Annotated in this window: 21 protein-coding genes; 9 read left to right on the top strand and 12 right to left on the bottom strand. The window is 73.3% G+C overall.

Going from position 1 to position 26941, the window contains the following annotated elements; genetic code table 11:
* The first annotated feature begins 188 nt into the window (after positions 1-188).
* From AB0G16_RS23455 to AB0G16_RS23445, 3 genes are all read left to right on the top strand, one after another.
* Positions 189-1868, top strand: a complete 1680-nt coding sequence (locus tag AB0G16_RS23455; protein ID WP_362808600.1) for an ABC transporter ATP-binding protein — start codon at positions 189-191, stop codon at positions 1866-1868.
* Entirely contained in the window at positions 1865-3910 is a 2046-nt protein-coding gene (locus AB0G16_RS23450) for an ABC transporter ATP-binding protein (protein ID WP_362808597.1), read from the top strand. Before AB0G16_RS23455 ends, AB0G16_RS23450 begins: the two co-directional genes overlap by 4 nt.
* Positions 3911-4126: 216 nt before the next feature.
* Positions 4127-4729: a DUF305 domain-containing protein gene (locus AB0G16_RS23445; protein ID WP_362808595.1), complete on the top strand. Its 603-nt coding sequence runs from the start codon at positions 4127-4129 to the stop codon at positions 4727-4729.
* Positions 4730-4925: 196 nt separating this feature from the next.
* Here the strand turns inward: AB0G16_RS23445 and AB0G16_RS23440 are convergent, their stop codons facing one another.
* Complete coding sequence (locus AB0G16_RS23440; protein WP_362808592.1) at positions 4926-5870, bottom strand: sulfite exporter TauE/SafE family protein; 945 nt, start codon at positions 5868-5870, stop codon at positions 4926-4928.
* Positions 5871-6176: 306 nt separating this feature from the next.
* Between AB0G16_RS23440 and AB0G16_RS23435 the strand changes: the two genes are divergently transcribed.
* Positions 6177-8048, top strand: a complete 1872-nt coding sequence (locus AB0G16_RS23435; RefSeq protein ID WP_362808589.1) for a pentapeptide repeat-containing protein — start codon at positions 6177-6179, stop codon at positions 8046-8048.
* 133 nt (positions 8049-8181) lie between these two features.
* Positions 8182-9153, top strand: a complete 972-nt coding sequence (locus AB0G16_RS23430) for an alpha/beta hydrolase (protein WP_362808586.1) — start codon at positions 8182-8184, stop codon at positions 9151-9153.
* Between the two features lie 48 nt (positions 9154-9201).
* Here the strand turns inward: AB0G16_RS23430 and AB0G16_RS23425 are convergent, their stop codons facing one another.
* On the bottom strand, positions 9202-10179 hold the full coding sequence (locus tag AB0G16_RS23425; RefSeq protein WP_362808583.1) for an aldo/keto reductase: 978 nt from the start codon (positions 10177-10179) through the stop codon (positions 9202-9204).
* A gap of 130 nt (positions 10180-10309) precedes the next feature.
* Here AB0G16_RS23425 and AB0G16_RS23420 point away from each other — a divergent pair, with 130 nt between their 5' ends.
* On the top strand, positions 10310-10744 hold the full coding sequence (locus AB0G16_RS23420) for a metalloregulator ArsR/SmtB family transcription factor (RefSeq protein ID WP_362808580.1): 435 nt from the start codon (positions 10310-10312) through the stop codon (positions 10742-10744).
* A gap of 343 nt (positions 10745-11087) precedes the next feature.
* Positions 11088-12164 (top strand): TauD/TfdA family dioxygenase, encoded by a 1077-nt coding sequence (locus AB0G16_RS23415; protein WP_362808577.1) that lies wholly within the window; start codon positions 11088-11090, stop codon positions 12162-12164.
* 300 nt (positions 12165-12464) lie between these two features.
* On the opposite strand, the gene AB0G16_RS23410 is transcribed toward AB0G16_RS23415, so the two are convergent.
* The 10 genes from AB0G16_RS23410 to AB0G16_RS23365 form a co-directional block, all read right to left on the bottom strand.
* Positions 12465-12965 (bottom strand): nuclear transport factor 2 family protein, encoded by a 501-nt coding sequence (locus AB0G16_RS23410; protein ID WP_362808574.1) that lies wholly within the window; start codon positions 12963-12965, stop codon positions 12465-12467.
* A complete protein-coding gene (locus AB0G16_RS23405; protein WP_362808571.1) occupies positions 12947-13399 on the bottom strand; it encodes a VOC family protein in 453 nt (150 codons plus the stop codon). Before AB0G16_RS23405 ends, AB0G16_RS23410 begins: the two co-directional genes overlap by 19 nt.
* A 54-nt stretch (positions 13400-13453) precedes the next feature.
* Positions 13454-14368: an ABC transporter permease gene (locus tag AB0G16_RS23400; RefSeq protein WP_362808568.1), complete on the bottom strand. Its 915-nt coding sequence runs from the start codon at positions 14366-14368 to the stop codon at positions 13454-13456.
* On the bottom strand, positions 14365-15543 hold the full coding sequence (locus AB0G16_RS23395; protein WP_362808565.1) for an ABC transporter permease: 1179 nt from the start codon (positions 15541-15543) through the stop codon (positions 14365-14367). Before AB0G16_RS23395 ends, AB0G16_RS23400 begins: the two co-directional genes overlap by 4 nt.
* Entirely contained in the window at positions 15540-17147 is a 1608-nt protein-coding gene (locus AB0G16_RS23390) for an ABC transporter ATP-binding protein (RefSeq protein WP_362808562.1), read from the bottom strand. Before AB0G16_RS23390 ends, AB0G16_RS23395 begins: the two co-directional genes overlap by 4 nt.
* A 1-nt stretch (position 17148) precedes the next feature.
* Positions 17149-18255: a BMP family ABC transporter substrate-binding protein gene (locus tag AB0G16_RS23385; RefSeq protein WP_362808559.1), complete on the bottom strand. Its 1107-nt coding sequence runs from the start codon at positions 18253-18255 to the stop codon at positions 17149-17151.
* A 117-nt stretch (positions 18256-18372) separates the two neighbouring features.
* Positions 18373-19041, bottom strand: coding sequence for a flavin reductase family protein (locus AB0G16_RS23380; protein WP_362808556.1), 669 nt, complete (start codon positions 19039-19041; stop codon positions 18373-18375).
* Positions 19038-20516, bottom strand: a complete 1479-nt coding sequence (locus AB0G16_RS23375; protein ID WP_362808553.1) for an amidohydrolase family protein — start codon at positions 20514-20516, stop codon at positions 19038-19040. Before AB0G16_RS23375 ends, AB0G16_RS23380 begins: the two co-directional genes overlap by 4 nt.
* Entirely contained in the window at positions 20513-21541 is a 1029-nt protein-coding gene (locus AB0G16_RS23370) for a zinc-binding dehydrogenase (protein WP_362808550.1), read from the bottom strand. Before AB0G16_RS23370 ends, AB0G16_RS23375 begins: the two co-directional genes overlap by 4 nt.
* A 351-nt stretch (positions 21542-21892) precedes the next feature.
* The gene (locus tag AB0G16_RS23365) at positions 21893-23365 is read right to left on the bottom strand and encodes an aldehyde dehydrogenase family protein (protein WP_362808547.1); all 1473 of its coding nucleotides are present in this window, start codon (positions 23363-23365) and stop codon (positions 21893-21895) included.
* A 74-nt stretch (positions 23366-23439) separates the two neighbouring features.
* Here AB0G16_RS23365 and AB0G16_RS23360 point away from each other — a divergent pair, with 74 nt between their 5' ends.
* Positions 23440-24522, top strand: a complete 1083-nt coding sequence (locus tag AB0G16_RS23360) for an NAD(P)-dependent alcohol dehydrogenase (RefSeq protein ID WP_362808544.1) — start codon at positions 23440-23442, stop codon at positions 24520-24522.
* A 156-nt stretch (positions 24523-24678) separates the two neighbouring features.
* Entirely contained in the window at positions 24679-26910 is a 2232-nt protein-coding gene (locus tag AB0G16_RS23355; protein ID WP_362808540.1) for a cytochrome P450, read from the top strand.
* The last annotated feature ends 31 nt before the right edge of the window (positions 26911-26941 follow it).

The raw sequence follows: 26941 nt of genomic DNA, 5'->3' as shown, positions 1-26941 counted from the left end.
CGTCTCGTCCGCGGCGCTGGGCAAGCTCGCCAGGCGCGGCTGGGTGGACGACAACTGGCGCCGGCGCCGGCGCCGGAACCACGACCGGCACCGGCGACCGGCACTCGCCGCCGTCGCCCGTCCGGCCAGGCGGCAGGGCGGCCTCCCTGTGGAGGCTGAAGTCCTACCTGCGCCCCTACGCCACCCGCATGGTCGTCATCTGGATACCGGCCTTCGCCGCGGTCGGGATCGGCATCGTCATCCCGCTGATCGGCCGGGAGATCATCGACGGCCCCGTCGCCCGCGGCGACAGCGCGGGCGTGCTCCCCCTGGCCCTGCTGGCGCTGGCCCTGGGCGTGATCGAGGCCGCGCTCGTCTTCATGCGGCGGTGGATGCTCGCCGACGCCGTCCTGGGCCTGGAGACCAGTATCCGCGACGACCTCTACGCCCACCTGCAGCGGTTGCCGATGGGCTTCCACGCCGCCTGGCAGTCGGGGCAGTTGCTGTCCCGCGCCACGACCGACCTGTCGGCGATCCGCCGCTTCCTCGGCTTCGGCCTGCTCTTCCTGGTCATGATCACCGTTCAGATCGTCACGGTGACCGCGCTGCTGCTGCACATGTACTGGCCGCTCGGCCTGCTCGTGGTCGTCTCGACCGTGCCCATCGCGGTGACCTCGCTGCGCTTCGAGCGCCGGTACATCACCATCTCCCGCAGGGTCCAGGACGAGCAGGGCGACCTCGCCACGGTCGTCGAGGAGTCCGCGGCCGGCATCCGGACCGTCAAGGCCTTCGGCCGCGCGCGCTACGTCTCCGGGATCTTCGAGGAGGGTGCCCGGAAGGTGTACGGGACGTCGATGGAGAAGGTGGGCCTGTCGGCCAGGTTCTTCACCTTCCTGGAGGTCATCCCGAACGTCACCCTCGCCCTCGTCCTGCTGCTCGGCGCCCTCGCGGTCGGTTCCGGCACCCTCACGCTGGGGACGCTGGTGGCCTTCGCCACCCTGATGCTCCAGCTCGTCTGGCCCATCTCGGCGCTCGGCTTCATCCTCACGATGGGGCAGGAGGCGATGACCGCGGCGGACCGGGTGATGGAGGTGCTCGACACCGAGCCGGAGATCGTCGGCGGGACGGGGACGATCGAACGGCCCCGCGGGCACCTGCGCTTCGAGGGCGCGGAGTTCCGCTTCCCCGGCGCCGCCGAGCCGGTGCTGCGCGACGTCCGGCTGGAGGTGCGGCCGGGTGAGACGGTGGCCGTCGTGGGCGCGACGGGCTCGGGCAAGAGCACGCTGGTCTCGCTGGTCCCCCGGCTGTACGACGTCAGCGCCGGGCGGGTCACGATCGACGGTGTCGACGTGCGCGACCTGCCGTTGCCGGTGCTGCGCTCGATGGTCGCCACCGCGTTCGAGGAGCCGACCCTGTTCTCGATGAGCGTCAGGGAGAACCTCACGCTGGGACGGCACGACGCGAGCGAGGAGGAGATCGCCGAGGCGCTCCGGGTCGCCCAGGCCGGGTTCGTCCACGAGCTGCCCTGGGGGCTGGAGACCAGGATCGGCGAGCAGGGCATGTCGCTGTCCGGCGGCCAGCGGCAGCGGCTCGCGCTGGCCCGCGCGGTCCTCAGCCGTCCCAGGATCCTGGTGCTGGACGACACCCTGTCGGCGCTCGACGTCGAGACCGAGGCCCTGGTCGAGGAGGCGCTGCGGCACGTGTTGCGCGAGGCCACCGGCATCGTCGTCGCCCACCGCGCCTCGACCGTGCTGCTCGCCGACCGGGTGGCCCTGCTGCTGGACGGCACGATCGCGCACGTCGGCCGCCATCACGAGCTGATGGCGAGCGTGCCCGAGTACCGCGCGCTGCTGTCGGCCGACCCGGACACCGAGGAGGCGCTGCGATGAGCAGGACCGAACCACCCGCGCGGGTCGGGACCGGGGACGGAACGGGAACGGAGACCGAGAACGGCAACGGCAACGGCAACGGCAACGGCAACGGTGACAGGCTGAACGGTCCGAACGGGCGGAGCGATCGCAACGGGCGGGGGGAACCGAGGAACGCGCGGGACGGCCGGAACGGGCGAACCCCGGACGGGAACGGCCCCGGAGACGCGGCACGGGAGTGGCGCGGGGTCGCCGCCGAGGATCAGGACGAGCTCACGGAGCAGGTGTCGTTCCTGCTGCGCAGCAGGTCCCGGCGGCTGCTCGGCGACCTGCTGAGCCCGTACCGCAGGCAGATCGTCGTGCTCGTCGCGATCATCGTGGCCTGCAACGTCGCCTCGCTCTCCATTCCCTACCTGGTCAAGGTGGGCATCGACGCGGGCATCCCGCCGATGGTGGCGGGGTCCGGGCCGGGGACGCTGGTCACGGTCGTGTCGGCGATCCTGGTGGCCGCCGCCGTCCAGCTCGTGACCCGGCAGGTGTTCCTCAGGATGGCCGGGCGCATCGGCCAGGGCATCCTGCTGGAGCTGCGGCGGCGGGTCTTCGGCCACTTCCAGCGGCTGTCGCTCTCCTTCCACGACGGCTACACCTCCGGCCGGGTCGTCTCCCGGCTCACCTCGGACATCGACGCGATCTCCGAGATGCTGCAGTCGGGGTTCGACGACCTCGTCACCGCCGTGCTGACCCTGGTCGGCACGGCCGTGCTGCTGCTGACGCTGGACGTCCACCTCGGCGTGGTCGCGCTGCTGCCGTTGCCGGTGCTCGCGCTGTTCACCCGCTGGTTCCGCAGGCAGTCGAGCATCATCTACCGCCGGACGCGGGAGACGGTGGCGCTGGTGATCGTCCACTTCGTGGAGTCGATGACCGGCATGCGCGCGGTGCAGGCGTTCCGCAGGGAGCCCCGCAACCAGGCGATCTTCTCCCGGCTCAACAACGACTACCGGGACGCCAACCTGCGGAGCATGCGGCTGATCGCGGTCTTCTCGCCGGGCGTCAAGCTCATCGGGAACGTGACGATCGCGGCCGTGCTCCTGTACGGCGGCACGCTGGCCATCCAGGGCGAGGTGACCGTGGGCGTGCTGGCGGCGTTCCTGCTCTACCTGCGCCAGTTCTACGAGCCCATGCAGGAGATCAGCCAGTTCTATAACACGTTCCAGTCGGCGGGGGCGGCGCTGGAGAAGCTCTCCGGGGTGCTGGAGGAGCGCCCGGACGTGGCGGAACCGGCCGCGCCGGTCGCGCTGGACGAGCCGCGCGGCAGGATCGAGTTCCGCGACGTGGAGTTCTCCTACCTGGACGGCACCCCGGTGCTGCCCCGGCTGGACCTGGTCGTCCCCGCCGGGCAGACGGTGGCGCTGGTCGGCACCACCGGGGCGGGCAAGACCACGCTGGCCAAGCTCGTCTCCCGGTTCTACGACCCGGTGGCCGGGCGGGTGCTGCTGGACGGGGTCGACCTGCGCGATCTCGGCGAGGAGACCCGGCACGCCGCGATCGTCCTGGTGACCCAGGAGAACTTCCTCTTCAGCGGCTCTGTGGCGGACAACATCAGATTCGGCCGGCCGGACGCGAGCATGACCGACGTGGTGGCCGCGGCCCGCGCGACCGGCGCCGACGCGTTCGTCTCGGCGCTTCCCGAGGGGTACGACACCCAGGTCGGCAAGCACGGCGGCCGGCTGTCGGCCGGGCAGCGGCAACTGGTCGCGTTCGCCAGGGCGTTCCTGGCCGATCCCGCGGTGCTGATCCTCGACGAGGCGACGTCCAGCCTGGACGTCGCCGGCGAGCGGCTGGTGCAGCGGGCGATGCGGACCGTCCTGGCCGACCGGACGGCTCTGATCATCGCGCACCGCCTGTCGACCGTCGAGATCGCCGACCGGGTGCTGGTGATGGACGGCGGCAGGATCGTCGAGGACGGCCCGCCCGGCGAGCTGATCGGCGGGGCGGGCCGCTTCGCCGACCTGCACCGCGCCTGGCTGGAAAGCATCTCCGAGCACGGCGACGTGCCCGGCTGATCCGTTCTCCGGGCCGGTGCGCCGGACGCCCCGGGCACGGTGACGGCCCGGCCGGTCCGTCCCGGGACCCGGACGACGGGAGCCCGGGAGCGGCGGCCGGGGATCTCGTGCCCGGATTCTCCGCCGGCGCTGAACCTCCGCGGCGGAACCCGCGTATCTCACGGTGGAACGGCACGATCGATCCTTCCCACCCGAGCGAAAGGGGTAGTGATCCCGATGAGCACCCGGCGGTCGCGCAGACGACGGTCCCTGGCCGCCACCCTGCTGGTCTCCGCCATACTGACCGCCGGGTGCTCGTCGGCGGCCGTGACGCCCGCGCCCGCCGTCCAGGCCATGGGCGTGGCCGCCGGACGCGGCGACGCGGACGTCCGTTTCTCCCAGGAGATGATCACCCATCACCGCCTGACGATCCGGCTCGCCGCCCTGGTGGAGGGCCGGACCGGGAATCCGTACGTGCGCGACCTGGCGGCCGCCCTGACCCGGGACGAGAGGGCCGACATCGAGCTGATGTCCGGCTGGCTGCGGTCGTGGGGGGCCGAGGTGCCGCAGGACGCCGGGTACGCCGCGCACGCCTCGCACTCCGCGCACGACATGCCGGGCATGCCGTCGGCCGCGCAGATCTCCTCCCTGGAGAGGCGCTCGGGGGCCGCCTTCGACAGGCTGTGGCTGACCGTGCTGGGCAGGCACCTGGGCGGCGGCGTCCAGATGTCCCAGGTCGTGATCGCGCTGGGCACGCACCGGCCGACCGCCCGGCTCGCGGACAGGCTCGTCACCGAGCAGCGCGCCAGGATCGCGGAGATCACCGAGAAACTCGCCTGAACACGGCGCCGCGGCGCACGGCCGGAAGCGAGCCGGACGAGGCCGAGCGGAACCGGGGCCGGACAGGCCGAACGGGCGGGCCGGACGGGACAGGGCCGAACAGGGCCGGACAGGGGTAGACAGGGCCGGGCCGGACGCGCCCTCGCCGTGGCGAGGAGGCGTCCGGGACGGAAGGGGCGCCGGAGCGCCCGCCGGCTCAGCCGACGGACCCCGCGGTCTCCTGCTCGGCGGCGCGGCGCCGCTCCTCGGCCTCGATCGCCTCGGCCGTCTCGTTGTCACGGTCGCGGCGGTACTCGCGCACCGAGTAGGCGATGGCGCCGGCCCAGATGACGGCGATGGTGATGTAGGCGATCGACTGGACGGCTCCGGAGGCGTCGATCCAGTCGCTGCGCAGCAGGGTGCGCACGTTGGTCAGGATGATGACGCCGCCGACCGCGGAGCCCAGGATGCGCGGCGGGATGTGCCGGACCAGCCAGGCGGCGATGGGGGCCGCGATGACGCCGCCGATCAGCAGGACGGCCACCCAGGCGAAGTCGATGTTCTCCGAGCCGATGCCGAAGAAGAAGCCGACGCTCGCGGCGATGGCGACCAGGAACTCGCTGGCGTCGATGGAGCCGATCACCTTGCGCGGGGCCAGGCGGCCGCTGGCCAGGATCGCCGGGGTGCCGACCGGGCCCCATCCGCCACCGCCGGTGGCGTCGACGAACCCGGCCACCAGGCCGAGGGGCGCGAGGAAGCGCTTGCGCAGCGGCTTGCCCAGGTTGCCCCGCGGGAGCCCGAACGCGGTGAAGCGGATCAGGACGTAGAGGCCCAGGACGAGCAGGATGATCGACATGACCGGGGCGGCGACCTCGGTGGACAGGCCCGACAGGAAGGTGGCTCCCGCGAACGCGCCGATCGCGCCGGGGATACCGATCTTGCCGACGACCTTCCAGTCGATGTTGTTGAAGCGCCAGTGGGAGACGCCCGAGGCGAGGGTGGTGCCGATCTCGGCGAGGTGAACGGTGGCCGAGGCTGCGGCGGGGTTGGTGCCGATGGCCAGGAGCAGCGTCGTCGAGGTGACACCATAGGCCATGCCCAGGCTGCCGTCGACGAGCTGCGCGGCGAAGCCGACAAGACCTAAGAGGATGAGCGCACGCACGACGCCCCCCTTCCTGTTTTTCCTACTGTGCTGATAGGGATTATCGTGATTGAAGCGTACGGCCCCGTCAAGTCACGTTTCAAGCAGGCGTCTCACGTCATGGACAACCCCGTCCCGGCGGACGGCCGGTAGGCGGTTCGCAAGCGGGCCGCAACCGGCCCCTCGTACAACGGGTCCCGTTCCCGTACGGTCCATCAGGCGGGTCCGCCGTCGTTCACGCCGGCCCGTCCATGAACCCCCGCCCGGCGCAGCCTCTCCCCCGCCGGCCAGGGGCCACGCGTCCCGGGGGGAGACAGTGAGAGAGACATGCCCAGCCCTGCCCCCCTGGTCGCCGGTGCGGCGATCCTGTTCGCGGTCCTGACCCCCGGTGCCGCGTCCTCCGGTCCCGCCTCCCCGTTCCTGACCCCGGACGCCGCCGCGTCCGCCGTCCCCGCCCTCCAGGCCGCCCGCACCGCCGCCCCCGCCTCCGCCTCCGGGGTCCAGGACACGTCCGCCGCCCGGTCCGCGGGTGCCGGTGCGGCGTGCAGGCCGGGCGGCGGGCCCGACCTCGCCGGCAGGGACCTCACCCGGGTCGCACTGCCCGCCGACCTGTCCTGCGCCGACCTGCGCGGGGCCCGGCTGGACGGCGTGGTCGTGCGCAGCGTGCTGACCCGCGCCGACCTGCGGGGCGCCTCGCTCAGGGGGGCCCGGCTCCCGCAGGCCGAGATGGCCGGGGCCAGGCTGGGCAAGGCCGACCTGACCGAGGCCGAGCTGTACTACGCGAACCTGCGCGGCGCCGACCTGCGCGAGGCGGTCATGGACGACTCCCTGCCGTACGGGTCCCACTTCGAGGGCGCCGACCTGAGCGGGGCCTCGATGGTGCGCGCCAAGACCTACGGCGCCCAGTTCGACGACGCGAAACTGGCCGGCGTCGACCTGACCGACGCCGACGCCTACGGCGTGGACATGCGCCGGGCCGACCTCACCGGCCTCAAGGCGGCCAAGGCCCGCATGTACGACTCCACGCTGCTGCGGGCCGTGCTCAAGGACGCCGATCTGCGCGGCACGCAACTGCGCCAGTCGGCGATGAACGGCGCGACGTTCAAGGGCGCCGATCTCACCGGGGCCGATCTCGGCGACGTCACGGGCGCGCGCCTGGAGGGCAGCGAGGGCGTGCCCAAGGCCCTGCCTGCCCCCGACCCGGCGTGCGAGCCGGGCAGCGGGCAGCGGTACGCGGGCTGGGACCTGACCAGGGTCGCCGAGTTCCCCCGCGACCTGAGCTGCGCCGACCTGACCGGTGCCAGGCTGGAGGGGGTCGACCTGGGCCCGGTCAAGCTGGACCGGGCGATCCTGCGTGACATCGTGGCCACCGGGGCGACGATCCGCTACGCCAAGGGGGCCGACCTGCGCGGCGCCCTGCTGGAGCACGCCAAGCTCGGCAGCGCCGAGCTCATGGGCGCCGACCTGACGGGGGCCCGCATGTCCGGGGCACAGCTCGGCAGCGCCAAACTCGCCGGGGCGAACCTCACGAGGGCCGAGCTGTCGGGGGCGGCGTTCGGCAGCGCCGACCTGACCGGCGCCAGACTGGTCGGCGCCGACCTGCGCGACACCGAGTTCGGCAGCGCCAGGGCCGACCGGGCCGACTTCACCGGCGCGAGGATGGAACGGGCCGACCTGTCCAGCGGCGAGTTCCGCGGCGCGATCTTCCGGGGCGCGAAGCTGGGCGGCGCCGACGCGCGGTTCAGCGAGATGCGGGGCGCCGTCTTCGTGGACGCCGAGGTCACCGGCCTGAAGGCCGATCGCGCCGAGGGCATCGACCTGTCGGGGTCGTCCAGCAGGATGGCGACCGGCTGGGTGGTCTTCCTGTCCCTGACGGGGCTGGTGGTCCTCTGGGTGGTGTTCAGGGTGATCGCGCGCGGCCGCCGCCGGGCGAGGCTCGCCAGGGCCGAGCTGGCCGAGCAGGCGGTCCGCTTCGAGGAGGGCCGGGCGGCCCGGGAGGAGAACGTGACGCGGCTCGGCGAGGAGATCGACCGCCTGGCCGACGAGGGCGGGGAGGTCCTCGACTGGAACCGGGCCCTGGACTGCTACGACGCCGCCAAGGAGGCACTGGCGGCCGCGCGCGACCACGCGGACCTCAAGGCCGTGGACGTCACCGTGGCCCGGGGCCGCAACGCCCTGACCCGGCCCCGGGCCGGGTAGGCGCCGAGGCGTCGCGGCGACGGGCGGGGCCCGGTTGTGAAAGGGGCGGCGGCTCGCGCATGATCGGGGGAGAGCCGGTCGTGAGCAGGCCGGCCGTCCCCGGCCACGTGCCATCCCCGACCAAGTGAGTGATATGACACTTCATCGGAACATCGACCCCGGCCTCGCCGTCGCCGTACGGGAGGGGGCGCTGCCCGTCGTCGACCTCGAAGGCGTGGCGGTGGAGGACCTGCCCGGCCTGCGCCTGCGGATGAGCGAGGCGTTCGCCGCGATGGAGCCGCTCCCGCCGGACGAGCGGGTGACGGTCGAGGACCGTACGGTGCCCGGGCCGGACGGCGCCCCCGACGTCCGGCTGCGGATCTACCGCCCGGCCGGCCGCGAGGGGGTCCTTCCCGTCCTGTACTGGATCCACGGCGGCGGCATGATCTTCGGTCAGGTCGAGATGGAGGACCCGCGCCTCAACCACTACGTCGCCGAGCTGGGGTGCGCGGTCGTCTCGGTGAACTACCGCCTGGCGCCCGAGCATCCGGATCCGGCGCCGGTCGAGGACTGCTACGCCGGGCTGGTGTGGACCGTCAAGAACGCCGCCGAGCTCGGCGTCGACCCGGCGCGCGTCGCGGTGGGAGGGATCAGCGCCGGTGGGGGTCTCGCCGCGGGGACCGTGCTGCTGGCGCGTGACCGCGGCGGCCCGGCCGTGGCGTTCCAGCTGTTGATCTGCCCGATGCTGGACGACCGCAACACCACCCCGTCCAGCCGGGAGTTCACCGACGCCGTCGTGTGGAACCGGACCGCGAACCTGCTGGGCTGGAAGGCCCTGCTGGGCGAGCGGGCGGGCGGCCACGACGTCTCCGCGTACGCGGCACCGGCCAGGGCGGCGGACCTGTCGGGCCTGCCGCCGGCCTACGTCGACGTCGGCGAGCTGGAGGTCTTCAGGGACGAGTGCGCCGACTACGCGCTGCGGCTGGCGCAGGCGGGCGTCTCCACCGAGTTCCACCTCTACCCGGGGGCCTTCCACGGCTTCGACGGGCTGGTCCCCGGAGCGGAGATCAGCCGCCGGGCCGCCGCGGAGCGGCTGGTCGCGCTGCGCCGGGCCCTCTTCGGCTGACGGGCGGGAGCGGGCGGCCCGCGTTCGGCGGGCCGCCCGCTCCGGTGGTCACCAGCGGTCGTGTACCCGCGGGCGGATCAGCTCGTCGTAGATCTCCCGGACGCCCCGCAGGGTGGCCTCGGGCAGCGGGCCGGCCTCGGCGGCGGCGGCGTTGGCGCGGGCCTGCTCCGGGTTGCGGGCGCCGGGGATGACCACCGAGACGCCGGGCTGGTCGATGATCCAGCGCAGCGCGAACTGCGCCATGGTCATGCCGTGCGGCACCAGCGGGGCCAGGCGGCGCACCGCCTCCAGGCCGGTGGCGAAGTCGACGCCGGAGAAGGTCTCGCCCACGTCGAAGGACTCGCCGTGCCGGTTGAAGGTGCGGTGGTCGTCGGCGGCGAAGACGGTGGACTCGTCGTACTTGCCCGACAGCAGGCCGCTGGCCAGCGGGACGCGGGCGATGATGCCGACCCCGGCCTCCACGGCGGCGGGGAGCACCTTCTCCAGCGGCTTGAGCCGGAAGGCGTTGAGGATGATCTGCACGGTGGCCACGCCCGGCCGGGCGATGGCGGTGAGCGCCTCGTCGCAGGTCTCCACGCTCACCCCGTAGGCGGCCACCCGGCCCTCCTGGACCAGGGTGTCGAGGGCGTCGAAGACCTCGTCGGAGGAGTAGACCGGGGTCGGGGGGCAGTGCAGCTGCACCAGGTCGAGGGTGTCGACGCCGAGGTTGGCGCGGGAGCGGTCGGTCCAGGCCCGGAAGTTGTCCAGGGTGTAGGCCGAGGGCTCCTGGGGGACGCGGCGGCCCATCTTGGTGGCCACGGTCAGGCCCGGCCTGTCCTTGATCAGCCGCGAGACGAACTGCTCGCTGCGCCCGTCGCCGTACACGTCCGCGGTGTCGACGAACGTCACCCCCGCGTCCACGGCTGCGCCGAGGGTCTCCAGCGCCTCGTCCTCGCCGACCTCACCCCAGTCGGCCCCCAGTTGCCAGGCGCCGAGTCCGACGACGCCGACGTGCTTTCCCGTCCTGCCCAGCTCACGCTTGTCCACATCGGCGATGGTAGCCCGCGTGCCGTCCCCGGACGGCACCGCCCCGGCGCGGCACCGCAGTAGGGTCGGACGCGCCGGGTCCGCCCGGCCCGGGGTTTCCTTCGCGAACCGACACGGGGACGGTGAGGTCATGCACGCGCTCGACGTTCTCGGCGACCCGGTCAGGCGCCGGATCCTGGAGCTGCTCGCCGACGGCGAGCGGGCGGCCGGCGAGATCAGCGCCGTGGTGCAGGAGGAGTTCGGGATCTCCCAGCCCGGCGTGTCGCAGCACCTGCGCGTCCTGCGTGAGAACGGGTTCGCCACCGTGCGCGCCCAGGGGACGCGCCGCCTGTACGCCGTCGATCCCGCCCCGCTGCGGGAGGTGGACGCCTGGCTGGACCGCTACCGGCACTTCTGGACCCAGCACCTCGACGCGCTGGGCACCGAGATCGCGCGCGGACGGCGGGCGCGGCGCGCCGGGCAGGCCGCGGACCCGCCCCCCTCCGGTGGCCCCGTGCCCCCGACGCCGGCTCGTAAGACCGGGGGCGACGCCTCCGCCGACGTCCTCGACGACACCCGCTCGTAACGTAACGCGAGACGCCGTCTCTATTGACGGAATCAAAGGGGCGGTCTAGCGTGGTGGGAGAACCACGAGCCGCAGGAGAGACGCCATGACCCAGGAAGCCGTGCCAGGCTCCGGGTCCGTCCTGTCCGGCCGTAGGGATCCGATGCGGGTCAACCCGCCGCGCAAGGGCCTGCGCCCAGGTACCGCCGCCGGGGATCCGCAGACCCCCTTCTGACTCCGCCGCGGCGGCGGGTGCCGCCGCGCGGACGTCCGCGCGACCCCTCCCGCCGTCTCCGGCCGGAATCACGCACCGCCCAGGCGGGCCCTTCCTGAGACGACCCCGAGCATTCGGAGCGCATCGACCATGACCACAGACATCTCCATGTCCCCCATCACCGGACCCTCCGCCTGGCGCGGCGACGAGCTGGCCGGATCCACCGAGTGGATCTATCTCCTCGGCGACGCCGAGCGCGAGGAGCTGGAGGCCGTCGGCCGCCGGTTCGTCGAGGACGACCCCGACCTGCGCACCGTCTCCGCCGAGAGCTACCCGCTCACGGTCTCCCACGCCATGATCGACGAGTGCGCGCGGCAGATGGACTCCGGCCGCGGCTTCGTGCTGGTGCGCGGCCTGCGCACCGACGAGTACGGCGACAGGCTGGCCGGCGCGATCTTCTTCCTGATCGGTCTGCACCTGGGCACGCCGATGGAGCAGAACCAGCTCGGCGACGTGCTCGACCACGTCATCGCGACCTCCAACAAGACGCTCGACGACGCGGGCGCGCTGCCGTCCCGGGTGCGCGACCGGCTGCCCTTCCACTCCGACAGCTCCGACGTGGTCGCGCTGATGTGCCTGCGCGCGTCCAAGGAGGGCGGCTCCAGCAGCCTGGTGAGCGGCACGACGATCTACAACGAGATCCTGCGCCGCCGCCCCGACCTCGCCCCCCTGCTCTTCGAGCCGTGGCACTGGGACTGGCGCGGCCAGGACCCCGACGCCCCCGCCGACACCTACGTCTCCCCCATCTGCAGCTACGTCGACGGGACCTTCAGCACCTACGCGGGCAGCTCGATGATCTTCTCCGCGCAGAAGTACGACGGCGTGCCGCAGCTGACCGACGCGCAGGTCGAGCTGCTGCACCTCTACGACGAGATCACCCAGGAGCCGGGCCTCGCGCTGGACATGGACTTCCAGCCCGGTGACGTCCAGTGGCTGCTGAACTACGCCGCCCTGCACTCGCGCACCGGCTACGTCGACTGGCCCGAGCCCGAGCGCCGCCGGCACCTGCTGCGGCTCTGGCTCAAGCGCGACGTGGGCCGCCCGCTGGTGGACGGGTTCGGCAAGAACGTGGTGAAGGAGCGCGGCGAGGAGGCCAGGCAGCCGCTGCCGGGCGGCAACTTCAGGATCGCCGAGGCGGTCGTGCCCAACATGGACTGGGGCAACTGACCCCGCGGATCGCACCGGAACGGCCGGCGGGGCTCCCCGCCGGCCGTTCTCGCGTCCGCGCGCCTCGCGTCCGCGCGCCTCGCGTCCGCGCGCCTCGCGTCCTCGTGCCCCCGCCCTCCCCGCCCCGGTACGCCCGCGTCCGCGAGTCCCGCGTCCTCTCGCCCCCGGCGCGGCCCCCGGGCGCACGCTGACGGCCTCGCACGCCACCGCCGCCCGTAGACGCCAAAAGCCGACAAAAACCCCTTAGAGGGCTTTTGTCGGCTTTATTGGCTCCACCGGGCGGTCAGGCGGCGGGTCCTCTCACGCCGGAGGGTCGAGCTGCCGCCGCACCTCGCCGCTGTCCCAGTAGTCGACGCGGTGGGCGATCAGACCGTCGGGACCGACCCGGAACCTGAACACCCCGCGCACCCGCACCTTCCCGGCCCCGGGCGCGGCCGGGCGGAACGACATCAGGTACGCCAGGGCCGCCCGGTCGTCCTCGACCACCAGGTCCTCGACGTCGTAGCGCAGGTCCGCGAAGTCGGCCAGGAAGACCGTGAGGTTGGCCCGGTAGCCCGCCCTGCCGGTGACGTTCCGCCCCATGGCCGAGGTGTGCTCGTTGACGAAGTCCTCGCTCACGCGGGCCGCGATCGCGTCGGCGTCGTGCGCGTTGAGCGCCTCGACGTACCCGAGGACCGCGGCCCGGGTGCGGCCCGCGTCCGGACCTGTGTCCGGACCTGTGTCCGGACCGGCGTCCGGACCGGTGTTCGGCGCGGTGTACGACGCGGTGTCCCGGTCGGCGTTCAGGAGGGGGTCGCCCACAGCCTGCGTACCGTGTTGAAGACCTGCTGGTTGTGCGAGATCTCCACGACGTTGCCGTCGGGGTCCTTGAGCGCGCAGATGTAGCCGACCGGGTCGGGCATGTCGCGCGGCTCCCAGTGCAGGCAGCCCATCTCGCGGGCCCGCTCGGCGATGCCGTCCACGTCGGTGCGCTCGGGCACCTCGATGCCCAGGTGCGCGAACGGCGTCAGCAGCCCGAGCTGTCCGCCCTTGTCCTTGTTGAACGAGACCAGGACCAGGACCATCGGGGTCTCGGCCTGCTTGGCGTTGGACAGCCAGGCGCTCTCGCCGTCGGCGTCGCGGAACCGCTCGACCACCACCAGCGGGGTCAGCGAGGTGTAGAACGCGATCGCCTTGTCGAGGTCGCCGGTGGGCAGCGCGACGTGCGTCCAGCGTGCCTGGGTGAGATCACTCATGGTTTCCTCCATTTGTTCTGTTTATACCTATATGTCATTCAGAGTCCGGACGTGTCAGGTCGAACCCCGTGCGAAGGGTTGCCCCAGGGCCCTGGGTTCGCGGTGCTGGTTGGCGAAGAACAGCATCGCCAGCAGCGCGAGCAGGTAGGGGGCGACCACGAGGAGCTGGGAGTTGAGCGTCAGGCCCAGGGCGGGCAGCGCCAGGCGCATGGCGTCGGCCAGGCCGAACAGCACGCAGCCGAGCAGGGTCCGGCCCAGCCGCCAGGCACCGAAGATCACGGCCGCGATGACGATGTACCCGCGCCCGGCGGTCATGTTCTGGTTGAACGAGCCGACCTCGCCGACCGCCAGGTACGCGCCGCCGAGCCCGGCCAGCGCGCCGCACCACAGCAGCGCCTGGCGGCGGCGCAGGTTCACCCGGATGCCGGTGACGTCGGCCGCCTGCGGCTGCTCGCCGACCGCCCGCAGTTCCAGGCCCCACCTGCTGCGCTCGACCAGCCACCAGGTCAGCGGGATGATCACGATCAGCAGGTAGACCGGCCAGCGCTCCACGAACAGCGGGGCGCCGATCAGCGGGATGTCGCGCAGCCAGGGGATGCTGACCTGCGCGACCTGGTGGGAGTCGAAGGAGCTGATCGTGATCAGGAAGCTGGTCAGCCCGAGCACGAGGGCGTTGAGCACCAGGCCGACCACGAAGGTGTTGATCGCCAGCCGGTGCGAGAGGTTGCCGTGCACGAAGCCGATCACCAGCCCGATGACCACGCCGGCCACCAGCCCGGTGGTGGCGCTGCCGGTGGCGCTGGCCACGGCGATCGAGCCGAACGCGGCGCTCAGCATCATCGCCTCGAGGGAGATGTTCATGGCGCCGGCCCGCTCGGCGAGGTACTCCCCGCACGCCGCGAACGCCAGCGGCACGGTGAGCCGGATCCCGCTGGACAGGATGGTGGAGATGTCCTCTGTGCCGATCACAGGGCGGCCCCCTCGGCGACGGGCGCGGGCCGCTGCTCGGCGCGCGCGGTACGGAGTCCGGACCGCCTGCGCCGGAGCGCGGCGACGACGACGGGAGGGGCGACGAAGGCCAGCACGAGCAGGGCCTTGACCACGTCCACCAGGAACGGGGGCACGCCGGTCGCGGCGAGGAAGCCGCCGCCGGAGCGCAGCACGCCGAAGAGCAGGGCGACCGGGACGGTGAGCAGCGGGCGGTTGCGCGCGACCAGGGCGACCAGCAGGCCGTCCCAGCCGATGTTCATCGCGACGCCCGGCTGGAGCCGGTGCACGCCCACCGGGCTGGTCAGCAGCACGGCCCCGGCCAGGCCGGCGAAGGCGCCGGAGATGGCCAGCGCCACCCCGCCGAGGGCGTTGATGCGCACCCCGGCGTGCTTGGCGGTGAGCGGGTTGAGCCCGAGCATGGTGAGCCGGAAGCCCCAGCGGGTGCGGGCGATCGCCACCGCGACGATCACGGCGCCGGCCAGCCCGAGCAGCAGTCCGCCGTTGAGCTGGAGGTTCGGGTACTCCCCCACCGAGCCGAGCAGCGCGCCCGCGGGCAGCGGGTTGGACTGCGGGGAGACGATCGCGTCGCCGACCCGCGACTCCTGCAGCAGCCACGGGGTGTTCACCGAGAACGCCACGAGCTGCTGGGCGATGAAGATCATCAGCAGTGTGCTGACCACGATGTTGACCCCGCGGAGCCGGTACATCAGCGCGCTGAGCGCGGCCCACGTGCCGCCGGCCAGCGCGGCGGTCACCAGCACGACGACCAGCAGCAGCGGGCCGGGGAGCGCCAGGCGCAGCCCCACCCAGGCGCCGAACAGGGCGCCGACGAGGACCTGGCCCTCCTGTCCGATGTTGAACACGCCCGAGCGGGCGCTGACGCACGCGCCCACGGCGACGAGCAGCAGCGGCGCCGCGTACAGCAGCGTGGAGGTCCAGGCCGTCCAGTCGGCCATGCTGCCCTGGAAGAGCGCCTGCACCGAGGCGAGGGGGGACCCGCCGGTCGAGGCGATCAGCAGCGAGGCCAGGGCGAGCGCCACGATCACGGCGGCGACGGTGGCCAGGGCGGTCTGCCGGCCGGCCGCGCCCGGGGTGAGGAGGGCGAGCAGGCGGCGCCCGGAGGCGTCCGGGAGAGCGGGGCGGGATTCGTTCACGCGGCCACCCCGCCCACCAGCATGCCGAGCCGCTCGGCCGTGGCCTGCCCGGTGGGGAGCACGCCGGCGATCCGCCCCGAGGAGATCACCGCGATCCGCGAGGCCAGGGCCATGACCTCCTCCAGTTCGGTGGATATCAGCAGCACGGCCACCCCTTTCGACGCGACGTCACGCAGTCGCACGTACATGTCCTCGATGGCGCCGACGTCCAGGCCGTGGGTGGGCTGCGCCGCGACCAGGACGGCCGGGTGGGCCGAGAGCTCGCGGGCCAGCACGACCCGCTGCTGGTTGCCGCCGGACAGGCTGCGCACCGGCGTGTCCACCGACGGGGTGACGATGTTGAACTCGGCCACCAGGCGGCGGGCCACGGCGTGCGCCTTCCTGCGGCTGACGAAGCCCCGGCCGCTGACCGCGTCCAGGGACTTCATGACCAGGTTGTCGGCGACGCTCATGTCCAGCACCACGCCCGAGCTGTGCCGGTCCTCGGGCACGATGCCCAGGCCGGCGGCGTGCAGCGCGCCCGGCCGGTTCAGGTCGACCGGGGTCCCGGAGACCTCGACCGACCCCTTCTCCGGGGTCAGCAGTCCCGACAGCAGGTCGCCCAGCGTCGCCTGGCCGTTGCCCTCGACCCCGTACAGGCCGACGATCTCACCGGGCGCGACGTCCAGGCTGAGGTCGCACAGCACCGGCACGCCCTCGAGGGTGACGGTCAGGTCGCGCAGTCGCAGCGCGGGCACCGCGGCCGCCTTCCCGTCCCCGTCCGTGCCGCCGGACCGGGCGGCCTCAGGCCCGCCGGCGCCGGGGTTCTCGACCGGCAGCATGCCCAGCGCCGCGGCCTCGGCCCCCAGGGAGACCTCCCTGCCGACCATCTGCCTGGCCAGTTCCTGCGGGCCGGTCTCGGCGGTGGCGCTGTGGAAGACGACCCTGCCCCTGCGCAGCACGGTCACCCGGTCGGTGGCCGCGGTGATCTCCGCCAGCTTGTGGCTGATCAGGATGACCGCGCGGTTCTCCGAGCGGACCACCCGGCGCAGCACGCCGAACAGCTCCGCCGACTCCGCCTGGGTCAGCACCGAGGTCGGCTCGTCGAGGATGAGCACCGAGGGGTCGCGGCGCAGGCACTTGATCAGCTCGACCCGCTGCCGCTCGCCGGCCGAGAGCCGCGAGACCCGGGCCAGCGGGTCGATCGGCAGGCCGTAGCGGGCGGAGACCTCCCGCACCTGCTCGCAGGCGGCGGCCCTGTCGATCCTGCCGGTGTCGCCCAGGATGACGTTCTCCCAGACCGTGAGCGGGTCGATCAGGCTGAAGTGCTGGTGCACCATGCCGATGCCGAGCGCCACGGCCTCCTGCGGGCTGGTGATGTCGACGGCGCCGTCATGGTGCAGGATGCTTCCGGCGTCCCGGTGGACCAGGCCCAGCAGGATCTTCATGAGCGTCGACTTGCCGGCCCCGTTCTCCCCGAGCAGGCCGTGGATCTCGCCCTGGTGCACGGCGAGGTCCACGGCGTCGCAGGCGACGACCGGACCGTAGCTCTTGCTGATTCCCCGCAGCCGCAGCGCGGGCGCCGAGGGCGGGGTCAGCTCCCTCGCCCGTTCGTCGTCCGTCATCTCAGGAACCGAGCCTCTTCACTTCCGCCTTGGTGTCGATCTTCTTGCTGCCCACGTCGGCGATGAAGGCCTCCAGCTTCTCCTTCTGCTCGGGGGTGGGCTTGCAGATCTTCACCGTGGGGAACGGGTCGACGCCGAGCGTCCAGACCTTCTCCACGCCCATCTGCAGCTTCGCCTCGGAGAAGTCCTCCAGGGCGGCCCTGAAGTAGTCGCCGGGGCTGAACAGCACCGAGATGTCGAAGACCGGTTTGGTGGAGGCGCAGCGGTCGGTGCCCGGGGTGAGGGTGAGCACGTCCTTGCTGTTGGCCAGCTCCGCCGAGGCGTCGGTGGCGCCGCCCAGGTAGGGGTAGATGACCTTGACGCCCTGGCTGATCTGGGCCTGGGTGGCCTCCTTGGCCTTGGCCGAGTCGTTGAGGTCGCCGGTGTAGGTGGTCACCATGGTGCCGTTCGGGATCACCAGCTTGATGCCCGCCCTGAACGCGGCGGCCGCGTTGGTGGTGAAGTCGGCCTCGGGGCCGGTCACGAAGCCGGCCTTGGTGTGGCCTGCGTCCTTCATGACCAGGCCGGCGGCGTACCCGGCGGCGAGCATGCTCTGGTCGGCCTCGTCGGTGGAGAGCACGATCTTCGGGGTCTGCTGGATGTTGTCGGACGAGGGCACGTACCAGGCGGTCTTCGCGCAGACCGGCTCCTCCGAGGCCGGGATCGCGTCCCGCAGCTCCGAGGCGCCCAGCGCCACCATGTCGACCTTCTGCTGGCACAGCGCCCGCGCGGCGTTCAGCGCCTCGCTGGTGTTGACGCTGCCGCGCTTGATGATCGTCCAGCCCTGCGCGGTGGCGAACTCCTGCGCGGTGTCGACGAAGCTCTGGTAGTAGCCCTTGTCGTTGATGTCGCCGGGGCTCAGCACCCCGATGACGACCTTGCCGTCACCGTTGACGTCGGGCTGGCCCGCGAGCACGGTGCCGCCGTCGGTCTTGGCGCCCGCGTCGCTCGGGGCGGCGGCCGGGGCCGGCGCCGTGGCGTCGTTGCTCGCGCAGCCGGCCAGCGCCAGCGCGCTCAGGCAGGCGGTCAGTGCGGCCGTGGCCCGGCCCCTTCGATAGTATGCGGCCATGACGATCCTCTCGATCTGATGCACGCGCGCCGCCCGACGGCGCGCAAGGGGGGAACGAACTTTGTCGCCGGCGGGGATGCGGGCTTTGCCGAGCCCCTCCCCCGCCCGCGAGGCGGGTCAGGCGAGCACCTCCTCCTCGCCGGCCGGCAGGTCGGCGTAGGCGACGCGTTCCTGGTGGAAGACGGTCTCCTCGGTCGCCGCGACGAACCAGGGGAACCCCATCCGCCCGACGGCGTGCACCTTGGTCGGGTCGATCCTGCCGGGGGAGGACATGATCGATTCGTCCGCGGTGATGCAGACCACCTCGGCGATCACGATGTGCACCCCCGAGAAGCAGGAGGTCGGGTCGCCCCGGTCGATGACCTCGCGCACCCGGCACTCCAGGTGGGCCGGGCTGTCGGCCAGCGAGGGCGGCGCCACGACCTGTGACGGCACGGTCCGCCAGCCCACCAGCCCGGCCTCGTCCACGCCGGCCGGGTACTCCCTGGCCACCGTCTCGATGTGCTCGGCCAGGGCCGTGGTGGTCACGTTGATCACGAACTCGCCCGAGGCGCTGATGTTGACCCAGCTGTCCTTGGGCTCGTCGGTCGCCTCCCTGACCGTGCCGATGGTGACCGCGACGAGCGGGGGCTCGCCGCAGATCGGCATGTAGTAGCTGAACGGGGCGACGTTCACGGCGCCCAGGGCGTCCAGCGTCGTGATCATCGCGATCGGCCGCGGTACCACGAGCTGGGAGAGCAGCCCCTGCTTCTGCGCCGGCGTCCGGTCGGCGAGGTCGATGATCATCCGCGTACTCCCTGGATGTGTTCCTCCGCGGGCAGGGCCTGCCAGCGGTGCGGGACCTCGATGCCGGTCCGGGCGAGCAGCGCGGCGGAACGTCCCCGCGCCTCCTCGGCCAGGGCGTCGAGGTCGACGGTGGTGATCCGGCGGTCGCGCACGACCACCCGGCCGTCGACGAGGACGTCGCGGACGGTGTGGCTGGGGGCGCCCCAGACGAGGTGGGTGGCGAGGTCCCCGCGGGGGATCCAGGCGGGGTCGCGGGTGTCCATCACCACGAGGTCGGCGGCCTTGCCGACCTCGATCGAGCCGATCAGGTCGCCCATCCCGACCGCGGCGGCCCCGTCGATCGTGGCCAGGGCGAACGCCCGGTCGGCGCCCAGGACGGGCCGCGTGTCGCGGTCGCGCTCCAGCGCGGCCAGCAGGCGGGCGGCGCCCAGCAGGTCGGGGGCGTCGCCGGCGTTGTGCGAGTCGCAGCCCAGGGCGACCCTGCCGCCCCGGTGGACCAGCTCGGCGTGCCGGCCGGCACGGGCGTAGCCCTGACCCAGGCGCAGGTACGCCCCGGGGCAGGAGGCCACCGCGGTGCGCGTCTCGACGAGGGCGTCGAGCTCGGCGTCGTCCAGCCAGACGGCGTGGCCGAGCACCAGGTCCGGCCCCAGCACGCCGAGATCGCGGAAGTGCAGCACCGGCCGGGTGCCGCAGCGGCGGGCGTAGGCGTGGACGTCGGCCTCGCCCGGCGAGATGTGCCAGGTCAGGCCGACCCCCAGGCGCGCGGCCAGCTCGGCGGCGCCGACGAACAGCTCGTCGCTGGCCAGGTCGTGGCCGACCAGCGTGACCCAGCCGGTGACGGTCCCGCCGGGCGGCAGCGCCCGTACGGTCTCCTCCTGCAGGGCCAGGGTCTCGGCGGCGGGCAGCGCGTGGACGGCGCCGGGCACGTCCCAGCCCCAGCGGCCGACCCGGGCGCGGACGCCGGCGGCGCGCAGGCCCGCGGCGACCCGCAGCGGGTGGGCGACCGTGCCCGGCTCCAGCAGGGTGGTGACCCCGCGCAGCAGCGACTCGGCGGCGGTCAGGGTGGCCGACAGCTCGTCGTCGTCGCCGGTGACCTTGCCGTGCAGCGGGACGATCCAGTCGAAGATCGACTCCTGGGAGTCGATGTCGTCGGGGATCATGCTGCGGACCAGCGGGTCGGCGGTGGTGTGCTGGTGGGCGTTGACCAGGCCCGGGATGACGACGCAGCCGGTCGCGTCGAGCTCGGGGGCGCCGGGGAAGGCCTCCCGCAGCACGGCGGCGGGGCCGATCGCGGCGACGCGTCCGCCGGCGACGGCCACGGTGGCACCGGTGATCACCTCGCGGCGCGGTGACATCGTCACCACGTCCCCGCCGACGATCAGCAGGTCGGCACCGGGACGTTCGCGTCCCGCCTCGCCCGGTCCGGGGAGAAGGCCGTCCCGCCCGGGGGCCGGGTACGCGCGCGGCGCGGTCACGGCCGCACCAGGACCCTGCCGACCAGGTCGCGCGAGCCCTCCAGGTCGAAGGTCTCGTACAGGTCCTCCAGGCCGCACTCGGCGGCGCGGACGACACGCAGGCCGCCGGCGGCATAGGCGGCGAGCATGGCGGAGAAGTCGGCCGGGGTGTAGGCGCCGGCTCCCAGCAGGCGGATCCCGCGGTGGTACATCTCGGCGAGGGAGAGCGTGACCTGGTCGCCGCCGGTGTTGCCGAAGGTCACCAGGCGTCCCCCGATCCGCAGGCAGTCCAGCGACCGGCGCCAGGTGGCGGCGCCCACGTGGTCGAGGACGACGTCGGCGCCCCGGCCGCCGGTGTGCTCGCGGACCGCCTCGGCCAGCGGCTCGTCGTTGCGCACCAGCAGGTCCGCTCCGAGCCCGGCCGCCACGGCGAGCTTCTCGTCGCTGCCGGCCACCGCCACCACCCGGGCCCCGGCCCGCGTGGCGAGCTGGACCGCGGCGATGCTCACCGAGCCGGCCGCGCCCTGGATCACCACGACGTCACCGGCGCCGACCGCGGCGACGGTGTGCACGGCGTGCCAGGCGGTGCTCCACGGCGTGGGCAGGCAGGCGGCCTCGTCGAGGCCCACGTGCCCGGGGACCGGGTGCGCCAGGTGGGCGGGGACCGCCACGAACTCGGCGTAGCCGCCCGGAACGTTCCCGCCGATCACCCGCAGGCCGGCGCAGTGGCCGCTGTCGCCGGCCAGGCAGTGCGGGCAGGTGCCGCAGCCCAGCGTGGGATCGACCACGACCCGGTCGCCGGTCCCGGCCGTGGTGACCGCGCTCCCGGTCGCCGCCACCGTCCCGGCGATGTCCATGCCGGCGATGTGCGGCAGGCTGAAGCCGGGCAGGATGCCGGGGCCGCGGCGCTGGAGCAGGTCGAGCCGGTTGAGGGCGCACCCGTCGACCTGGACGACCACGTCGAGCGGGCCGGGCTCGGGATCGGCGACCCGCTGGACGCTCACCGCCTCCGGACCGCCGAAGGCCGTCTGGACCAGTGCTCGCACGCTACCCTCCAAGCGATCGTAATTCACGATGGCGTCTCGCATTGTGATTCTGGGCCGCAATGCGTCGTACTCTGCCTCCGCTCCGGGGACCTGTCAATGCCTCCGGAGCCAACTGCTCCTCGCGTCACACGCTTGTTACATCCGCGTCGTCGGCGCCAAATATCCGCAGGTTGGAACGGTCCCACAGGACCGCGGCCGGGCGAGGACCCGGGCTGCGGCCCCGCCGAGCGCCCGCCGGGAGTCGCGGGAGCGGCCCGGGGCGCCCCCTGGCACCCGGACCCTCCGGACGCTCGGGCGCCCGGAGGCCCTCCGGCCTCGGGGCGCTCGGGCGCGTCCCCGTCCGGCGGCCCCTCAGCGCGGGGGCGTCCCGTCGAGCAGGCGGATGGCGACCGCCTTCTCCTGGGTGTACTCCCGCATCGCCGCGTACCCCCCGCCCCGGCTGAACCCGCTGTCCCTCTGCATGTTGAAGGGGAAGCCGATGACCCCGGCGTCGGCGAACTGGTTGACCGACACCTGGCCGGAGCGTACCTCCTGCGCCAGGCGCAGCGCCCGTGAGACGTCACCGGTCCAGACGCAGGCCAGCAGCCCGAAGTCGGTGTCGTTCATCATCTCCAGCGCCTGCCGGTCACCGGAGAACTCCTGGACCGCCAGCACCGGCCCGAAGACCTCCTGCCGCGACAGCCGGGAGCGCGGGTCCACGCCGTCGAAGAGCGAGGGCTGGACGAACCAGCCGCCGCCCTCCCCCTCGGGGGCGGGACCGCCCCCGGTGACCAGGCGGGCCCCCTCGGCCGGGGCGCTCTCCAGGAAGCCCAGCACCCTGCGGTACTGCGCCTCGTTGACCAGCGGCCCCATGTCGAGATCGGCGTCCCACGGGCCGATCCGGACGGCCCGCATCAGGGCGGCCACCCGCTCCACGACCTCGCCGGCGACGGAGGACTCCACCAGCAGCCTGGAGCCGGCGTAGCAGTTCTGCCCGGCGTTCTCGGTGATGGAGCCGACGATCGCCGGGACGGCGACGTCGAGGTCGGCGTCGGCGAAGAGCACGTTGGGCGACTTGCCGCCCAGCTCCAGCTTGACCGGGATCAGGTTCTCGGCCGCGGCCCGCATGATCGCGCGCCCGGTGGTCGTGGAGCCGACGAAGCTGATGTGGTCCACGCCGGGGTGGGAGGTGAGCGCGGCGCCGGTGTCGGCGCCGACCCCGGCGAGCACGTTGAGCACGCCGGGCGGCAGGCCGGCCCTGCGGGCCAGCTCGGCGAGGGCGAACGGCGCCAGCGGCGCCACCTCCGAGGGCTTGAGCACCACCGTGTTGCCCGCCGCCAGGGCCGGCGCCACGTTGGCCGCGGTGAGCACCATGGGAACGTTCCAGGGGATGATGACCGCGCAGACGCCGTACGGCTCCTGCAGGGTGTATCCGAGGTAGTCGGGGGTCCGGGTGGGCAGCGTGACACCGGTGAGCTTGTCGGCGGCGCCGGCGAAGTACTCCACGATGCCCTGGGTGATGAAGACGTTCGTCCGGCCGCCCGACAGCGGCTTGCCGACGTCCATGGCCTCCAGCCGGGCCAGGTCCTCCACGTGCTCGCCGATCAGCTCCGCCCAGCGGTGCAGCAGCCTGCCGCGCTCGGAGGCCGAGGTCGCGGCCCAGCCGGGGAAGGCCCGCCGGGCCGCCGCGACGGCGTCGCCGACGTCGTCGGCGCCGGCGCGGGCCACCGTCTGGATGGTCCGGCCGGTGGCCGGGTCGACGACGGGCAGTTCGCTGGCGTCCCGGGCGGCTGTCCACTCGCCGTCGACGAGCTGCTGGGCGGGTGGGATGAGGAGTTCGGCCATGATGGGAATCCTTGACCCCTTCCGTTCTGCATGTCAAGATGCCATCTCATTTTATGAAAACACTTGGGGGGTCCGTGCGTATCACCGCAGCCGTTCTGGAGACCGCCGGGGGGCCCTTCGTCCTCCGGGACGTCGACCTTTCCGAACCCCGGGCCGACGAGGTGCTGGTCCGCCTGGTCAGCACCGGCATCTGCGGCACCGACCTGGAGTTCGCCGGGTTCTTCCCCACCCCCGCCGTGCTGGGCCACGAGGGCGCCGGGATCGTCGAGCGGGTCGGCTCGCGGGTCACGTCGGTCTCCCCCGGCGACCACGTGGCGATGAGCTTCACCTCCTGCGGCGCCTGCCCGGCCTGCCTGACCGGCGCGCCGGCCTACTGCCGCGACTTCGACGCCCTCAACTTCGGCGGCCGGCGGGCCGACGGCTCCTCGGCGCTCTCCCTGGACGGCGCCCCGGTCAACGCCCACTTCCTGGGACAGTCCTCCTTCGCCACCCACGTCGTCGCCCCCGAGCGGGCGGTCGTGCCCGTCGACGCGAGCCTGGACCTGACCCACGTCGGCCCGTTCGGCTGCGGCCTGCAGACCGGCGCGGGCGGGGTGTTCAACGTGCTGCGCCCCGGCCCCGGCTCCTCCGTCGCCGTCTTCGGGGCCGGCGCGGTGGGCGTGGCGGCGATCATCGCGGCCTCCCTCAGCGGCTGCTCGGTCGTCGCCGCGGTCGACGTCAACCCCGCCAAGCTGGAGGCGGCCCGCTCCTACGGCGCGACGCACACGGTCGACTCCTCCGCGACCGACCCGGCCGCCGCGCTGCGCGAGATCGCCCCGCACGGGTTCGAGTTCACCGTCGACACCACCGGACGCCAGGAGGTGCTGCGCACCGCCGTGGAGGCCCTGGCCCCGCTCGGCCGGTGCGGCGTGATCGGCGTGGGCCCCAGCCAGGACATCAGCCTCGACTGGCGCAGCGTCCTCAACGGCCGCACCGTCACCGGCATCATCGCCGGCTCCAGCCTGCCGCAGGTCTTCCTGCCCCGGCTGCTGGACCTGTACGCCGCGGGCCGCTTCCCGGTCGAGAGGATGATGACCGCCTACCCCTTCGAGCGGATCGGCGACGCGATCGCCGATCTGCGCGCCGGTACGACCGCCAAGGCCGTCCTGACCTTCTGACCTCGGATTATCCTCTCGCGACGCTGTGATGTCGCTGCGACATGCGAGACATTGTCTCGTGATCCGCATCGGGTTAGACTTCCCGGACCCAGAACACCCAGTGGCGCGGCTGGGCAACACCGCGCATCGTTCGTATGGATATGGGGCCTGTGCGCCATGACCCAGCAGACTGAGTTCGACCACCACTCCGCGGCCTGCACCGCCGACCCGGTCGACTACTACCGGTCCTTCCGCGAGCAGTGCCCGGTCGGCAGGACCGCGGCCCACGGCGGATTCGTCTACACGACCCGCTACGCCGACGTGGCCAGGATCGCCCGCGACGACGACGTCTTCTCCTCCTCCCGGGCCTCCTCGGGCGTCGACCGCGTCGCGATCGTCATCCCCAGCGGGCCCGGCCTGGAGCAGTACCCGATCGAGCTGGACCCGCCGCGGTCCACCGGGTACCGCGACCTGATCAACCCCCTGCTCACCCCGGACGCCGTCGAGACGCTCCGGCCGATGATCGCCCGGCACGCGACGCGCGTCGTCGACGCGTTCATCGAGCACGGCTCGGCCGACTTCGTCCGCGACCTGACCAACCCGCTGCCCGCGGCGGTCACCCTGGACTGGCTGGGCTTCCCCGAGGAGGACTGGGCCCGCCTGGCCGGCCCGATCCACGACATCTTCGCCGCGCCCGCCGACAGCGACCGGGCCCGCCGGGGCGCCGAGGGCCTGGCCTACATGGAACGGCGGATCCGCGAGATCGTCCGGGAGCGCCGGGCCGAGCCCACCTCGGACGCCACCAGCGTCCTGGCCGCGCAGACCGGCCCCGACGGCCTCCCGTACGGCGAGGACGAGCTGGTCTCGGTGATCGGGCTGCTCATCGCGGGCGGCGTGGACACCACCACCTCGCTGACCGGCTCGGTGCTGGTGCACCTCGGCCGCCACCCCGACCAGCTCCGCCGCCTGATCGACTCGCCCGACCTGCTCGACTCGGCGACCGAGGAGTTCCTGCGGGCGTTCGCCCCCTCGCAGTCCATGGCGCGCACGGCGCGCGCGGACACCGAGATCGGCGGCTGCCCGGTCCGGGCCGGCGAGCGCGTGCTGATCCCGTGGGTGGCCGCCAACCACGACCCGGCCGTCTTCCCCGACCCGGCCGAGGTGCGCCTGGACCGCGACGCCGCCCGCCACCTCAGCTTCGGCATCGGCACGCACCGCTGCGCCGGGGCGCACCTGGCCCGCGCCATGTTCCGCGAGATGATCACCCAGGTGCTGACCCGGCTGCCCGGCTTCCGGGTCCTGGAGGAGGGGCTCGTCGCCTACCCCACCCGGGGCAACCAGTCCGGCTGGGACGCGATCCCGGCCGTCTTCCCCGCCGGTCCCCGGATCGGTCCCGGCACGGTACCGGGCTCCCTGTCCGGCGCCGTCGCGGCGCCGCTCTTCGGGCAGGCCGCCTCCTTCGAGGCCGTCGTCGTCGGGGCCGAAGCGGTCGCCGACGGCGTGCTGGCGCTGACGCTGGCCAGGGCCGGCGGCGGGGACCTGCCCGCGTGGGAACCCGGCGCGCACCTGGAGTTCCGCCTGCCCTCGGGCCGCGTCCGGCAGTACTCCCTCTGCGGCGACCCGGCCGAGCGGGACCGCTACCGGGTGGCGGTCCTGCGCGAGGAGAACGGCCGCGGCGGCTCCGCCGAGGTGCACGAGATCGCCCGCGAGGGCGTCGTCGTCGGCGTGCGGGGACCGCGCAACCACTTCCCGCTGGTACCCGCCGACGACTACCTGTTCGTCGCCGGCGGCATCGGCGTCACGCCGATCCTGGCCATGGCGCGGGCCGTCGCCCACCGGGGCGGCGCGTTCCGCGTCCTGTACGGCGGGCGCTCCCGCGCGACCATGGCCTTCCGCGAGGAGCTGGCCGGGTACGCGGGCGACCGCGCCGAGCTGGTCCCCCAGGACGAGCTCGGCCTGCCCGACCTGGACGCCGTCCTGGCGCCGGCCGGTCCGGGCACCGCGATCTACTGCTGCGGCCCGGCCGGGATGATCGAGGCGGTCGAGCGGGCCTGCGAGCGGCTCGGCCTGACCGAGCGGCTGCACGTGGAGCGCTTCGCCGCCGGGGACGACCTGGAGACGGTCTTCGACCCGGCGGCGAACACCGCCTTCGACGTGCACCTGGCCAGGACCGGGCGGACCGTGCGGGTCCGGCCCGACCAGCGGCTCATCGAGGCGGTCCGCGAGGCCGTCCCCGGCCTGTCCTACGACTGTGAGAAGGGCTACTGCGGGGCGTGCGAGACGCGGGTGCTCGCGGGCACGCCCGAGCACCGCGACTCGCTGCTCACCGCGGAGGAGCGGGAGGCCGGGCGGACGATGATGATCTGCGTCGGCCGCTCCTGCTCACCGCGTCTCGTCCTGGACCTGTAGGGGCCGGTCCTCGGCCTGTACGGCCTTCGGG

The organism is Streptosporangium sp. NPDC023615, assembly GCF_040640155.1.
Classification (GTDB): Bacteria; Actinomycetota; Actinomycetes; order Streptosporangiales; family Streptosporangiaceae; genus Streptosporangium.
The sequence above is the reverse complement of the archived record's forward strand: the minus strand, read 5'-3'. Positions and strand labels throughout refer to the sequence as shown.

What these genes read in the sequence shown, in the direction of transcription:
- AB0G16_RS23365 (WP_362808547.1), bottom strand. Translation starts at nt 23,365, where the DNA reads ATGGCCGAACTCCTCATCCCACCCGCCCAGCAGCTCGTCGACGGCGAG.
- AB0G16_RS23415 (WP_362808577.1), top strand. Translation starts at nt 11,088, where the DNA reads ATGACCACAGACATCTCCATGTCCCCCATCACCGGACCCTCCGCCTGG.
- AB0G16_RS23450 (WP_362808597.1), top strand. Translation starts at nt 1,865, where the DNA reads ATGAGCAGGACCGAACCACCCGCGCGGGTCGGGACCGGGGACGGAACG.
- AB0G16_RS23355 (WP_362808540.1), top strand. Translation starts at nt 24,679, where the DNA reads ATGACCCAGCAGACTGAGTTCGACCACCACTCCGCGGCCTGCACCGCC.
- AB0G16_RS23405 (WP_362808571.1), bottom strand. Translation starts at nt 13,399, where the DNA reads ATGAGTGATCTCACCCAGGCACGCTGGACGCACGTCGCGCTGCCCACC.
- AB0G16_RS23445 (WP_362808595.1), top strand. Translation starts at nt 4,127, where the DNA reads ATGAGCACCCGGCGGTCGCGCAGACGACGGTCCCTGGCCGCCACCCTG.
- AB0G16_RS23435 (WP_362808589.1), top strand. Translation starts at nt 6,177, where the DNA reads ATGCCCAGCCCTGCCCCCCTGGTCGCCGGTGCGGCGATCCTGTTCGCG.
- AB0G16_RS23455 (WP_362808600.1), top strand. Translation starts at nt 189, where the DNA reads ATGGTCGTCATCTGGATACCGGCCTTCGCCGCGGTCGGGATCGGCATC.
- AB0G16_RS23380 (WP_362808556.1), bottom strand. Translation starts at nt 19,041, where the DNA reads ATGATCATCGACCTCGCCGACCGGACGCCGGCGCAGAAGCAGGGGCTG.
- AB0G16_RS23390 (WP_362808562.1), bottom strand. Translation starts at nt 17,147, where the DNA reads ATGACGGACGACGAACGGGCGAGGGAGCTGACCCCGCCCTCGGCGCCC.
- AB0G16_RS23385 (WP_362808559.1), bottom strand. Translation starts at nt 18,255, where the DNA reads ATGGCCGCATACTATCGAAGGGGCCGGGCCACGGCCGCACTGACCGCC.
- AB0G16_RS23420 (WP_362808580.1), top strand. Translation starts at nt 10,310, where the DNA reads ATGCACGCGCTCGACGTTCTCGGCGACCCGGTCAGGCGCCGGATCCTG.
- AB0G16_RS23430 (WP_362808586.1), top strand. Translation starts at nt 8,182, where the DNA reads ATGACACTTCATCGGAACATCGACCCCGGCCTCGCCGTCGCCGTACGG.